The following is a 12,862-nucleotide window of genomic DNA, read 5'->3' as shown; positions in this document are numbered from 1 at the left end:
ACCGCTATAGCGATAGCCGATTCCCTGACACAGCCGCTTTTTCGATTTTTTGAAGTGGCTGCGGAAAGTCTGGATCCGCGCGATTTTTTCGAATCGCATCCTGTGAAGTTTCTTGCGTTCGTGCCTTTGGCGCGCGGAAGCGCCACACATCTGGCACTTGAGTGGTACCAAGTCATAGATATTGTCGCCATGGTCATTGTCGTTTCCGTTGTGGGACTCCAAGTGCCAGCAAAGTGGCACTTGGAGCGGGGATCGGGGGCGAGAGTCCTCTTGCGCCGATCCACGGGACTAGACCGGCTATTACCGGTTTGAGGAGGCAGCGAGCCATTCCTTGATCGGTGCTCTGGACGCTGGCCGCGTAGCACGTCTTGAAAACCAGAAAGCGTGATTCGTCTCGCTAAATCGGATCTGATGCAATGAGTATGGCGAACAGCTGGCGACAGCGGGACCCGATGTATGTCAATGCGATAGTCGCGGGGCGCCGACAATTATCTTGTCGGGTTGATTGACGCTTGTTTTGGCTGCTGGTCAGGAGTCGGAGGCGACGCAGTGGCCGGAGACGACGGACCACCGGGGCCGCCGGGATGACTGGGGCATGGGATGGCTGGTCGCCTTCAAGAAGAAGCAAACAGCGAGGCGTATTTGACAAGTTCAGAGGTCTAGAACACGAACCCTCCGTTGCATATAAGGGAGTCGGTGACGTGGCGTCGAACTGCCCTCTAGTCCGTGCTGACAAAGGCTCACACTACGTGTGCCTCACGGTTGAGCCACCCTGACACAGCCGCTTTTTCCATGCAGTGATAGAGGCAGATCGTTTCGAGTCGATGCCTAGGAACCGTATGCCAGTAACAACGACGCGGTTGGGTGCAGCTTTGGCCGGAACCAAATCTCTCGGCCGTCGTTAGAGTTAACGAGTTCTCAGTTTAGAGGCTTTGGGAACTGTGCTGCCAACGGCCGCTGGACAGGCACCCGGTGATCGTGTTCGGCCATGTTCGTCATTCCATAGATGCGCCCATAGGGGCATGGGAACGCGACTAGCACATGGTCGTGCAATGCGCGCATTTGATTGCAGGAACAACTTGTCGAAGAGGGCTCGGCTCCGACATGTCAATTCGAGCGCACTGCCGAGCACGGCGTGAAGAACACTTCCATGTGTCGTGCCGCGTATCGCTTACTTGCAATTGTCGCGAGCAGGGGACCGGTTATAGCAATGATCTCGCCGCTTGACCCGTGCCAGCTCCCATCGGCAAAAGTCACGCCTTCCCAAACGTCACGCTGCTCTTTGCCGCTCAACGTTACTTTCCATCGGTTCGTTTAAAGCGACGCAATCGATCTCCCGATCGGGAGCGTGGATTCTACGATTGACCTGTGTCGCGAAAGCCAGGTCAGCAGGCCTTCGCGCCAACCTGGATCATCCGAGTTTTGCTCGATAAGATGAATTTACCCGGCTTGATAATGCTGTAGCAACAGTTCTAGCATGCTCTGCCGATGCCGCTCTATCTTGGCTGCATTCCATTGTTCCTTGCCCATCAGATGGAAAATGTGCGCCAGCTTCAAAGCGTCATAGGTCAGCTTGCGCTCAAAGTCGACGCGCTTCTTTTCCGGATCCTGATTGCTGTAGGAGGAATTCTCACCTGGGCTCAGCAGGACCAGATTGCCGAAGCTGTTCAGTATGTCGGGTTCGAGCTGTTCCTCGCGATACTCATGTTGCTGGGGGTGGACATGCTCCACCGAGTTTTTCGAGGCGATGCGGAAATCGCGCCAACGTTTTTCGTCCAGAAAAGGCAGCTTGTCCCGGCGCTTCCACAATACGTATTCCAGCTTCTGAAACCAATAGTGTGCGAAGCCGGTGCCCAGTGGCTTTCGCAGATGATCTTCAATCTCAGCAGGAGGATCGCATTCCGATTTCTGCCCGCACAACAGCGCGAAGCTGGCTTCCTTTTGCGTATTTTGGGCCAGGGAAAGTACGTTATCTATCCTTTCCAGCTCGCGCAACGCGATGTCCATCGACTTAAGCTCATTCGACGCATCCCCGTTTGTGACCGGCGTGCGCTTCATCATCAGCGCGAGAAAGGGGCTGAGCCAGTACTGGGCGCTGCGCTCACCGGTGAAGTTCCGGACCGCCTGAAGCTGAACCAGGTCCGGCGTGAGTTCAGGATAGAAGCGGCTCAGCCGTTTCACGCCCTTGCTCTCGCTCAGCGTTACGCTGCCCAGATGCAGGTGCTCGACGTCGTCATCGCGTTGCAGCCATTTCGCTACCCAGCGGTCGAACTGATAGCGCACACGCCACAGGCATTCTATGAAGGCGATGGCATCCGCCTCATTCCCGTTTTGAACGAAATCGTCGAAACACTCGCCAAAGCGCGCCGCGTTGAGCCGGCAGCTGATGTCACCTTCTTTCCGTTCGGCGCGGAAGATGCGGTAAGTGTGCATCAGCAGCAGCGGAAAGCCAATGATGGAGCGACAGTACACCGTATTGTCATCCTCTTTGGCAGAAGGCGTTTCTGCCGGCCCGTGTTCCGGGCCTAGCTGGACATCCACCTCAGCAGCCAGCTCTGCCAATGTTTGGCCTATGGTTTCCGCCTGATCGTTCTCTTCCTGCCGAAAGCGTTCCGCATCGAATTGCGCGAGGGCATCGAAGCGCAGCTTTTGCCAATCGGAATGGGGGAAAAGCTGGCGCACATTGCGCTCAAAGTAATTGTTCAGATTCTCGCAGGCTTGCCAGATGGCGTCGTAGCGGCGCTTGTGGCGATGAATCTTGCGCAGCAGCTGTGCCTTGAGGATATCGCTCTGCTCTAGCTGCACGCCGCCTGTGTTGATGCGTGTGAACAGGCGGTTCAGGTTCATCCCTGCCGGCACGATATTGTTGACCCACACCACCTTCTCATACAGATAATCGGCCAGTGCGCCCAGGTCCTGCCCCGCGTCCGCCATCTGTTTGAGCCGCTGCCGCGCGGCCTTCAGCCCCTGATGCAAATGGCTAAGGTATGGGGAGGCCAGCGCTGCATTGTCCAATTGAGTATCGGGTTGCAAGTCAGCCTCTTTCGCCAGAAACGCCTGCGCTTGCTCGCGGATCATGAATGTTAGGCGGGGCTGCGCACCCAGCCGGGTCATGGCCGCTAGCGCGTGATTGGGCAGCCGTTCGCGGAACGCCAGCGCCAGCAGGGTCAGTGTGGTGCTGCGCTGCTGGCCGTCTATCAGTTCGTAGCTATATTCTGCTTCCGGATTGGCATGGGCGCGGCTGCGCGAGCTGATCAGGGTGCCGATGTAGTAGTGCGGCTGCTGGTCAAGGCTGGCCGCAGCGATGTCTGTCAGCAGTTTTTCCACATCCTCCGCCGGCCAGACATAGGGACGCTGGTAGCTAGGAATATTGAGGGCCACGCCCTCCTTGCACAGCCTTGCGATGGTTTCGGTTTGGGAGCGAACACGGTTCATGCGCAATGTTCCTTGGAATTACAGCGTTGTTCGATGGCGCGACGAAGCTCGTTGTCGAAATGCAAGACGATTTGCTCAGGCGTAGTTGCCAGATTGAATTTCAGCACTTGGGACACTGCCGCCACATGTCGACGCTTCTTGCCGCTAGGAGCGTCGAGGTTTTCCGGCCGGGTCTCATAGCTGAAGCCACGCAGCCGGGCGATCACCTGCGCGTGGGTGTAGCTGTGGGCAAGCCAGTCAAGTAGCGGATTGTCGCGGGCGAACTTCTGCACCGAGCTCTCCCGCACCATCTTCTCGTTACTCATCCGCAACGAGTAGATCGCACGGAACAACCACAGCCCAGCCTCTTCCAGCCGGGTGTCGCCAAAGCGGCTAACGTAGAGCGCAAGCGCCGCATCGTACAGCTTGCGCAGGAAGGGCGAGGCATCAGAGCACGCCACCAGTTGAACGTACAGCCGGGGCCACGATTCCGCGTGAGCTTCGTCGATCAACTGGTTGGGGCAGTAGCGGCTCAGCAGCGTTTGAAACTGCTCCAGGTAATTGATGCTGTTGGGGCCGGCCTGTAACGGCTGGCGCAAATCGTACCGCCAGAGCTTGGGCTGACCGCGCCTTTCCTGCTGGGTGAAATCGTCGACGGCGAGTTGATACGCGACATCCATGCCGCTTTCGCCGGTGGCGGTAGCCAATTCCTCCACCACCTGGTCGCGCCAATCGCGCACCTGTCGTTGCTTGCTTGCCAGTTCGCGCCAGTCGAGGTTCTGCCAGTGGCGGCCACGCATGACACAATCCACGACAGGCTCCAGGTCGCCCAGTTGCTCCCAGCGCCGCGCGTAGTCGTTTTGCCGGGCTTCGTCCACTGCGCGCAGGTGATGGGCCTTGGCGATATCAATGCCGGAGAGCCGCACGCCGCCGCTGTTCTGTGTTTCGAAGAAACGATAGGCGTCGTCCTCGCTGCGGGTCACCACAAGAGTGACGTTGACCTGATTTAGGTCCAGTAGCGGTTGCAGATTCTTCCTGCGCAGTTCGGCCAGATTGCTACGGATGCGTTGCCGGCTTTCCGGTGCACGATAGCTCAGATCCGGTAGCGGCGACACGCCCGCGAGTAGGCACAGGATGCCAATGCTGGTCAACCGCTGCTGGCCGTCGATTATATTGAGCGAGCCGTCCTCGCTCTGGTGCAGGATCAGACTGCCAAGATAATAGTCGTGGCCGGGGGCCAATTGCCGGTGGCGGGCCAGATCGTCGGCCAGTTGCGCGACCTGCTCGCTGCTCCAGCGATAGGGGCGCTGATATTCCGGCAGACAAAGCCGGCCTTTGAGCGGACGGCCAAGGGTGTCGCTTATTTCCCGGCCGGACAGCAGCTGATCTAGCGATACGCTGGCGACCGCCAGCGGTAGAGGGGAAAGGGTCGTCATGCGGTTTAACGCGAAAATGAATCGATGATTATTAATGGCTCACCCCCGCCGTGCAGGCTTCGCCGTGACAGAGTGAGCGAATTTTTCCCTGTGCCTCTTGAGAGGGTCCGCTCCTGAGATGGTCAACAGGCTTGACTATGTAGATCTAGTGAGGCTGCCCACTGCGCATATACAGTTTCATAGTGAATCGACCACGGGTTTATCGGCAGGCAAGCAACGAATCTTAAACAGGCTGTGCTGTACGCGTCGGCTTCGACTCCAACGTCCCAACGTCGGGTTGCGTTGCGGCGCCGGTCGCAGCATCGCGACGCATCTTCTTGATGTGAGAGCGGGCGAATTGTTATCGCCGTGACGATGTTCGCTGAAGCGACACGGACCGACGTCCGCTTCAATCGGGCCGACGTCGTTTGGGTGTATCTGTGGGGACTATACGCAAACGTCGGGACATTTCGTGTCTCGATGTGACTCCGCTGCGTTGTAGTCGCCCAGTAAACGTTGCGCAAAGACGAGATTTGATCGACGCAGCAACAGGCGATCTCGTCAGTCGATCGGCCGTTTCCTTCCCGACTTCGACCATGGCCCGAAGACGCTACTGATCCGTCAGTGCAAGCGGTCATCACCGGCTGGCCCTGTTCCGGGGGCGGCCGATGTGGACACCGCTGATGCGACTTCGGGTGCACCGAAGTCGATCAGCCCGTCATCGTTGTAGGTGCGAACGATGAAATCCAGCAAGGACGCAAACCGATTGACGACGAACATGAAATTCCCGGCAATTAAACCCTGCACATACGGCAGCACGTAGGCGACAGTCAGGTCTTCATCGCGGTCCAAGGCGAACACAGGCAAGAAGACCTCCTCGTTCAATCGTCGCGCGAGTTCTTGCTTCTGGTCAGTAGGGGCCAGCCTGTTCAGCGGAAGGTATGTGCTGAACCGTATGAACTTTCGGTCCGTGACCAAGGAAACGCTATAACCAATACCCTTCTCGGTACGCAGCGAGATATGATCGTGTTGCACCGTGTATGGCACCAGGCCGCTATCGCGGACATGGACATTCAGGATTTCGATGGTGACGTCGGATTCAGCGAAAATTTGCGTCAAATATTTCTCCTGGTGGTAGATACGTTGTACAGATGCAGCCGGGCAGATGCCGACCTGCCGGACTTCGGGTGTTTCTCCACTCCGCAGGCAGAGCTCTTAGGCGCGAACATCGGTGAACCGTGCTATCAACGGTTCTACAAGTTCAAATCCCCGAAGCTGCTCAAGCCAGCGTACCGGGATGCCGTCCAGGCCGAACTTGATTCCGGCCAGGCCGCACGCGACCGCTGCTGTCGTATCTGTGTCATGTCCAAAGCTGATAGCAGTCCGGGCCACTTCTTCGAACGACTCCTCTTCCAGCGCCTTGCGCGCGGACCAGAGCGTGTCAACCACGTAGCCGGTCCCACGGGCTTCGTTCGACCTGGGAAAGCGCTTCAGTTCATCGAGTTCTGCCAGAAACGCTATCTGTTCGTGAGGATCAGACCAGGCATGGTAAATTTCCTCGAGACGCTGATCAGCCCACGACCAGGGGTCCGATAGGTTCTTAAGATACCCGCGTGCGATGAGGCAGTAGAACGCACAGGCGACCAGCGACCGAGGGTGCCCATGAGTCGGCATCGATTGCAGATGAGCGCTCCTGACCAGCTCACGATCTGGACCGGTATGCCATAGTGCCAACGGCAGCACTCTCATCAGCGAGCCATTGCCGTTGTCCCACTCGGATGCGCCGCCTGATTCCAGCGGGGGTACGCCGTCGCGCAGGCGGTCCAATGCGCGGGCGGTCTGACTGCCAACATCAAAGACATCGCCGTCGACTGCGAAGTAGCCCTTATCCATCCACTGCACCAGTCTGTCCGCGAAGTCCGTCAGGCGGAACGAGCCTCGCTCGATCAGGCTGGCAAGCAGGCACAGCGCCTGCGCCCCGTCATCGGACCACGTTCCGGAAAGTACATGGGAATAGGTACGCCTGAACGTCGCAGGCATAGTCATTTCTATCACGGCGCGCGGAGGAATCTGGTTCGGATGCTTGAACTCGAATCCTACGCCGAGCGCGTCACCGACTAGCAGGCCGACAAGTCCACCGATAGCCGCATTGGATTTGTGGTTCTGTAACAGTGCTGCGAACCCGCCATTCTTGTTCGTCATATTGATCTCCTGCGATTGATTATTAGCGTATGAATGCCGCGGATATCTGGTCATGGCTTCACCGCACCGGTGAACAATGTCTCGCCAGGTAGCGGAGTCACCGAAGTCGAAGATACGAGACGGCGTGTGACAACGGCTCCCCTCGTGCTTCCAGATCTCCGGTGACGGTTAGCTGAATCGGTTCGCTATCGAACGTCGGGCGATAGAGATAGCCAACAATCCGTCCCGTGAAGTACGTTCTACCCTGGTGTTTTGCAAAGTTCTCTCGCACAAGCCGTTTCAGGCAGGCAAGTTGGTCATCCCGCGGCCATGCCGATATGTCGTCGGGCACTCTGGAGCCAAATCGCCTATTACCACCGGAGAGACAGAACAACGTTATCTGGGTCGGGCGGGAGAACTCCGGGATGACCTCAAGGTAGGGCTGGAAGGCTTGTCTTGCCTCGTCTTCCTCACGCTTTGCTACAGCCGCGCGCTCTCGCTGTAACAGGACATCGTTTTCAGCCATCACCTGCTTCAACAGATTGTCATCAATGGCGAACCGGCTGGATTGAAGTCTTTCCAGCAGCAGGGTGTTGCCTTCCCCGTGCCTGAGCCAGCCATCCAGTCGTTCTATCGACTTCGAAAAGTTCGTGAATCCCAGTTCAGCGAAGAACGCTTTTGGGTCAAGCCCTGACTGTTCGATTACGTTCAGAAGCAGTTTGCCGATGGGGTAGTTGGAATGGCGCGCTCTCATTGTCCTTTCCTCCCTTGGCATTCAAACCGCTCGTGCTCGGCGTACGGAACAAGCGCAGCGAAGAAGCTGGCGATGTGAGGTGGGTCATAGGCGTACACGGGGAGCAAACCCTGCTTCATCCATTGTGCCGAACGGATTGCACGAAAGCCGCCAATGACGCCATTTGTGCAGCGTGCCGCGACGGCCTCGCGCACGTCTGGTCGCGGCCTTGCGAAGAGGAATGACCCGGGGCGGACGGTACCCGGAAGTCCGATCAAGAGGACGTGATACTCAGGCGTTTCGATCTGAAACTGGAAGCGATCGAAGAGGCTGTCCAGCGAAGGCAGAATGCCCAGTAGAGGTTGTGTCATTTTTCTCTCCATCCCCGATGGTTCGGCGTTCACCGGCCTTCGGGGTACAGAGGCGTGGCGACGCTTTAGCAGAATTTATGAGTCGCGCTGCAAGTTGTGCTTTAAATCCGCGACATGAAACAAAAGAAACCACCCGGCTTGCGCTAAAGCGGGTTGCTTCCCGCTTTAGCTGCATTTGAAATGCTCCGAACTGAAATTTGTCAGATCAGGTGAACGGCGATTCAACGCAATAGCACGAGCTGAGGCGTCGCGTCGTCTGCGGACCAGACAATTGCGTTCTGACGGTATTGCGCTCCAAGCGCCTTTGCTGCTTCAAGCGAGAGCCCAGGCACGAGATAGCTCGCCTCGCCAGGCCACCTGTCTGACGGGTGCTTGCCGATACCCTCGATCGCGATCAAGCCAAGCCGCTTCAGTTCACACGCTAACGCTTCCTGACTGGCGGCGTTGAACTCAGGACTGCAATTCTGGCTAAAGGGATTGCAGGCAGTAACGAATGCGCTGCAATTGACGTTGTGAGTTTTGTGCAGGGTGACCAACTCCGGGTTGGTTTGGCCAATCCTTAACGTCGTAGGCGCGTCGCCAAAAGTGATGTATTCAGTTTCCAGGTAAGCCTGGATCGTTTCAGTAGGAATCGCTGAGTCTGAAAACAAAAAACCCTCCGTTAAGGGAGGGTCGACGCGCTACCCGCTTGGTTGCTCTCATGAGAGCCACATTCGCTTTCGCGTTCCACCTTGCCCGGGAAGGCAGGTTGGCATGGGCGTCGACCCAATTCAGAATGCGAGGCGGATTAGATCACGTGCTTGACTCTTGTGTCAAGAAAAAAGTGCGGGATCATGTTTCTGCGGAAGGGCCCAGCGGTGCGCCGATTGAAGAAGACGCTCGGGTGACGGATGAGGTCTCGCCAAGCACTATGGTCCGCGCCGCGGAAGTTGCAAACTTTGACCTGACCCAGGGCCACGATGCCAGGCTCGCGCGGTCGACAAATTCAGAGTCAAAACGGGGCAGCAGATCATCAAGTTGCATGATGCTACGAAAACTGTCAGCGGTTGGCCAGCCGCTCAATGGCAAGAACGCCAGCCCGCATTTTGTCGACCGCCGAAGAATTTGCGGAGTGGACGATGATTATTGGTGGCTTGAACCCACGCAGTGCGACGGCCTCTTCAATCCACAGGATGACGTCGTACCCGGTTCCCCGGGCGTCATCCCCCAAATCATGATCCAGGCTGATTTCCTCGACGGCCCCAGTCTGGAGCAATTGGATGGCCTCATCGGGCCAAAAAACGCGATGCCACCCATCAGGTGTGGGCCTCTCATCGTCGAGAAACACTTTCATGTTTGCTTTACCCTGAAGAGGGCGCATCAGCACAGGAGATAAATATTTTGCTGAAGTCCTTTAATTGAGCCTAGTCGAAGATGATTGCGTTGCCAAGATCGAAGCTGAAGAGCCTGCCCTGCGGCTTGCGGTACCAATCGACACCGACAACACACAGGCTGCAGTCATCGAGGGCGCTCTCGGGGAAGTGGCAAGATTCGGGGAGGCAACTATGCAGCGCGTCTATGGTGACTTCACGTCGACATGCATCGCTTCTCGGAAGAAGCTTCTATAGAAGTACATCCGTCAATACATTGTGTGCACTCGTGTACTACTCCAGCTAGAGTAGGTGGAAAAAGCGAAAACGAAGGCTTATCCGGTATTGTCGTTCACTTAAGAGTGGACGGCAGACTGGTAACGGGGCGCATGGCTTCCCGCCGGTTGGCCGTCGCACCATTGAGAACCGCATACACGAAGTTCAACGAACAGGAACTGGGGTTGTTATGAAGAGCCGGGTTGAAGCATACTGGCGTTGCGTCGAACGACGCTTGCCCAAAGATGAGCTTGTTGAAGTGGAGGAACGCCGGCCGCGGCCCATACAAGGCGACGAAGCCGGCAACGCGGACAATGAAAGCGAATGGCGAGGTGGACCGAAGTCGGTTACACAGACCATCTGCCCGGAATACTACTTCTATCGCTCGCTTCGACACCGGGACGCTAAGGGAAGGTGGGGTGTATTCGTTTTATCCGGCGGCGTTTCGACGCTCACTGAATGTCTCAGTGGGGCGATTGCAGACCGCGAACAAGCTGAGCGCCTTGCGATTGATTTTTTGCACACTTGCGGCGATGCGCACTATCGTTTCGACATTTATGCAATGTCCTGTGAGGGGCTCTTGGGGAGGCGACGATACGCTCAATTCCATCATGAGGCAGCGTTGCCCGGTCACATTAACTTCGAGCACACATATGTCTATCATTGTGCCAAGGTGTGGGCCGCAGACAATGGTCTGGATGCCGAAGTCGAACGCATCTTCAGAAGCTGGACTGACGACGACCGAGGTTGGCATTGGAGCAGGCGACGTGTCGGCGCCTATCTTTCGACTGCATTGCTAGATGGCTATAACGCGCTGACTCAAGGTCTGCGCTTCGACCAGGCAGAATGGGTCGATTGCCTGCCTGAAGAGTTTGCAAACGAGTGTCCGAAAGTTCGCTTGTCGAGCGCGTCATTGCCTGTCTTGAAGGCGGTGCTGACTGCACGCACACGCGAGCAGTGGTTTCAGCGATGGGGTATTTCAAAGAACAAAGGCGCCGTCATCGATGGGCCAATCCGTATTATTGGCGAGAATTTCGATGACGGTCTGTTTCCGCTGGCCATATCGCAAGTAAACGGTGATTTCGAGCTGATTGATACGAATGTCCGCGACTTCTGGCAGGCCATGCCAAGTTCTGTTATAGGCAACGCCAATATATCGAGTGAAAAGCCATTCGATACGTTCTCTCAGAAAGAGGGAATCATTGTCTGTCCGGATGGCAGAAGGAAGAACGCGTTAATCCACGTCGCCGGCACATTACGCGTAACGGTTCTGGAAGCAGGACCGGAACGCCTGCCTGGCAAGAAATCAGGTGCGGTACTCGCGCTTAACCGGGTGCGTGTCGAGGAGCTTATCGCGACCAGCCCCCTCGAGGAGCACGCGGACACTCGTATTAACTGGGTCGATATCCTCCGTCAATTCCGAAGGCAAAACATCCCGGATTGTATGGATGCGCTTTTTGAGGCGGACTGTAAATCGGCGGCGCGTTTGTGCGATGCGGATGATGAGTCGGGCCGTAAACCATGAGGCGTGACCGAGGCTTGCTTTTCCGGTCGCATTTCCCCGACCAAATGACCGCACCGTGCTCGAAGCCAGGGGCAGGTGGCTCTCTTCGACGCCTTTTTTCGCTCGTGTATCACGCTCCGCCGTGGCGGCACAGCTTTTCACTTTTCTTCGCGTAATATGAATGATGCCCGACACTACAATCAATTGAGATGGTGTCAGTTGAAAGGCCATTGCTTCGTTAGGCCGTAGCAGGCTGCAGGGGGTTAGATGGCCTAGCTCGCGAAAGTATCTGCGCAAACGCTTTGGAAGGCTCGTAACCCTTCTCGATTAGCTTAAGTATCTTTTCTTTTCGTGTATTGTCTATGCTCGAAGGGTACCAAGGCACGCCGCTTTGCTTGTCAGCTTGCCCGTGCGCAAGAAAAGTCTTCCGGCGTCTTGTCGACTTGTCTTGATTCTTGCATTCACCCGCGTGACCGCTTCAGCGGATAGTGAACACGTTACAACTGACGTAACCGACCAGCAGAAGAGTGGCGGCATACCCGCCAACCCGACCGTCTAGAACACGGAATTGCTCCACCCCCAAACTCCTTATGTGGAGATGCGGGACGCCGTTGCAAAGTCAGCACCCGCGCAGTAGTAGCGGGCCCAAACCCGCTCAGTCAAACAGAGCCGACAGGCCCAGACCAATGAATTCAAGGACCGCTACGCCTACGACGAGTGGCACCGCAACGGGCGCGGCGATCACACCGGTCGTGAGAGCCGCGGCGGCAACGCCACCACTCGTGAGCGCTGTGGCGATCCCTGCGGATCCGAGCGTATTCGTCAGGCTGGTGGTCAGGGCAGTAGCGGCAGCGGGCGCAGCGGATGTGGTCAACGCACTGGAGACGAATGGAGTGATCGCTCCTACAGCCCGGACAGTCTCCGCGGTTCGATTCGAGACCATCACATCACCCGTCGTCCGGGCAACCCAAGTGGCGTACGAGCGGCCCGCCCATGCGCTCGCCGCGGCGTGGCCGACTGTGCGGAACGTGCTGTTCACCTGCTCGCTCGTGTGTTCATCGTAGATGCACCAGCACACGAAATGCTCGCAGTTGTTGAAGAGCAGGTTGTATTCGGTCTCCCCGATTCGCTGACGAGCGCGCTTGACGGTCTGGACTCGCCCATGCAGGCGGTCCGGGTGATCCTTCACGTGCACCGTGGCCCCGTCGGTGAACTCGGCGAGGGATGTCTCCGCGATCATCCCATCTTCGTAGACTCCTTTCTTGCCTAGATAGTGGACGACGCTGTCTGTCCCGGTGGCGATGCCGTGATGGGTGTAGCCCGTGCACCGGACCCAGACGTGATCCCCGCCCTGCATGGTCCTCTCACTCATTCTTGCCCCGTTGGTCTTTGTCATTGCTTCTTCAATGTCGGACAATGGTGCCCAAAACTTGAGGGCGATGCCAGCAAAAAGTGCTCCGCGCGAACGTGGTGCAGCATGCGCGTGATGGACGAGGACCGGGGTCTCTAGTTTCCCTTGGGCGCGGCGTGCGAGTCGAAGTCGTCAGCCCGCGTTAAGTCGAAACCTCGCCTTTCTGCAACTCGCGCTCACGCATATACTCCTCTCGGATCTGGACGGT

At 57.1% G+C, this 12,862-nt stretch carries 10 protein-coding genes and 1 riboswitch; of the genes, 1 reads left to right on the top strand and 9 read right to left on the bottom strand.

The window, feature by feature from the left end; genetic code table 11:
- Nucleotides 1–1,440: 1,440 nt before the first annotated feature.
- The 8 genes from BLT65_RS12495 to BLT65_RS12460 form a co-directional block, all read right to left on the bottom strand.
- On the bottom strand, nt 1,441–3,435 hold the full coding sequence (locus BLT65_RS12495; RefSeq protein ID WP_091778091.1) for a DUF262 domain-containing protein: 1,995 nt from the start codon (nt 3,433–3,435) through the stop codon (nt 1,441–1,443).
- A complete protein-coding gene (locus BLT65_RS12490) occupies nt 3,432–4,850 on the bottom strand; it encodes a DUF262 domain-containing protein (RefSeq protein WP_091778089.1) in 1,419 nt (472 codons plus the stop codon). The genes BLT65_RS12495 and BLT65_RS12490 overlap by 4 nt, the downstream gene beginning before the upstream one ends.
- 600 nt (nt 4,851–5,450) lie before the next feature.
- The gene (locus tag BLT65_RS12485) at nt 5,451–5,948 is read right to left on the bottom strand and encodes a YbjN domain-containing protein (RefSeq protein WP_091778088.1); all 498 of its coding nucleotides are present in this window, start codon (nt 5,946–5,948) and stop codon (nt 5,451–5,453) included.
- Between the two features lie 96 nt (nt 5,949–6,044).
- On the bottom strand, nt 6,045–7,031 hold the full coding sequence (locus BLT65_RS12480) for an ADP-ribosylglycohydrolase family protein (protein WP_091778087.1): 987 nt from the start codon (nt 7,029–7,031) through the stop codon (nt 6,045–6,047).
- Between the two features lie 97 nt (nt 7,032–7,128).
- Nucleotides 7,129–7,764, bottom strand: a complete 636-nt coding sequence (locus tag BLT65_RS12475) for a hypothetical protein (RefSeq protein ID WP_091778085.1) — start codon at nt 7,762–7,764, stop codon at nt 7,129–7,131.
- Nucleotides 7,761–8,114 carry a hypothetical protein gene (locus BLT65_RS12470; protein ID WP_091778084.1) on the bottom strand — a complete coding sequence of 118 codons (354 nt, stop codon included), beginning with the start codon at nt 8,112–8,114 and terminating at the stop codon, nt 7,761–7,763. Before BLT65_RS12470 ends, BLT65_RS12475 begins: the two co-directional genes overlap by 4 nt.
- Nucleotides 8,115–8,335: 221 nt before the next feature.
- Nucleotides 8,336–8,764, bottom strand: coding sequence for a DUF3293 domain-containing protein (locus tag BLT65_RS12465; RefSeq protein ID WP_091778082.1), 429 nt, complete (start codon nt 8,762–8,764; stop codon nt 8,336–8,338).
- Between the two features lie 28 nt (nt 8,765–8,792).
- Nucleotides 8,793–8,898, bottom strand: a riboswitch (SAM-I-IV-variant riboswitch).
- A 255-nt stretch (nt 8,899–9,153) separates the two neighbouring features.
- On the bottom strand, nt 9,154–9,447 hold the full coding sequence (locus tag BLT65_RS12460) for a cyclic-phosphate processing receiver domain-containing protein (protein WP_091778166.1): 294 nt from the start codon (nt 9,445–9,447) through the stop codon (nt 9,154–9,156).
- A 482-nt stretch (nt 9,448–9,929) separates the two neighbouring features.
- Here BLT65_RS12460 and BLT65_RS12450 point away from each other — a divergent pair, with 482 nt between their 5' ends.
- Complete coding sequence (locus BLT65_RS12450; protein ID WP_091778081.1) at nt 9,930–11,264, top strand: hypothetical protein; 1,335 nt, start codon at nt 9,930–9,932, stop codon at nt 11,262–11,264.
- Between the two features lie 634 nt (nt 11,265–11,898).
- Here BLT65_RS12450 and BLT65_RS12445 read toward each other — a convergent pair.
- Nucleotides 11,899–12,639: a lecithin retinol acyltransferase family protein gene (locus BLT65_RS12445; protein ID WP_244186487.1), complete on the bottom strand. Its 741-nt coding sequence runs from the start codon at nt 12,637–12,639 to the stop codon at nt 11,899–11,901.
- Between the last annotated feature and the right edge of the window lie 223 nt (nt 12,640–12,862).

It is taken from the genome of Paraburkholderia steynii, from assembly GCF_900100565.1.
GTDB classification, from domain to species: domain Bacteria; phylum Pseudomonadota; class Gammaproteobacteria; order Burkholderiales; family Burkholderiaceae; genus Paraburkholderia; species Paraburkholderia terrae.
This window is presented reverse-complemented; position numbering and strand designations above follow the sequence as displayed.